General features: G+C 50.2%; 1 protein-coding gene. It reads left to right on the top strand.

From position 1 onward, the window contains the following. A partial coding sequence (locus ACTHTU_RS11270) for a hypothetical protein (protein ID WP_440362598.1) occupies nt 1–276 on the top strand: 276 nt, incomplete at its 5' end. Nucleotides 277–466 lie beyond the last annotated feature (190 nt).

The raw sequence follows: 466 nt of genomic DNA, 5'->3' as shown, positions 1-466 counted from the left end.
CCACCACCCCCCACACCAACACCCCAAACCACCCCAAACCCCACCACCAACACAACAAACACCAACGACACACACGCCATCAATAACAACAACAATAACACAACACCACAAACCACCAAAAAAAAAAAACAAACCACAACACACACCCCACAACCCCCAACAACCAACAACAACAACACCACCACAAACCCCCCAACCACCCCAAACACAACGCCAGCCCATCACCCACAGAACAACAGCCGAAAATCTACCCCAGCCAAACCTAAGCTCCCATAAGGCAAGCACATCAGCCCAATAGCCAACCAACCAGTCCTACACCCAGAACAAACGAACGCTGAAAAAACCAACGCCCCAAACAACAACCCCCACAACACCCCCACACACACCACCAAAAAAAAAAACAACAAACCACGCCCACAAAAACAAACAACACCACACAACAACCACCCCCCACACACACCCAACA

It is taken from the genome of Neisseria sp. P0020.S005 (assembly GCF_051957055.1).
Classification (GTDB): Bacteria; Pseudomonadota; Gammaproteobacteria; order Burkholderiales; family Neisseriaceae; genus Neisseria; species Neisseria subflava_A.
Note: the sequence above shows the minus strand (reverse complement) of the source record. Positions and strands in the feature narration are given on the sequence as shown.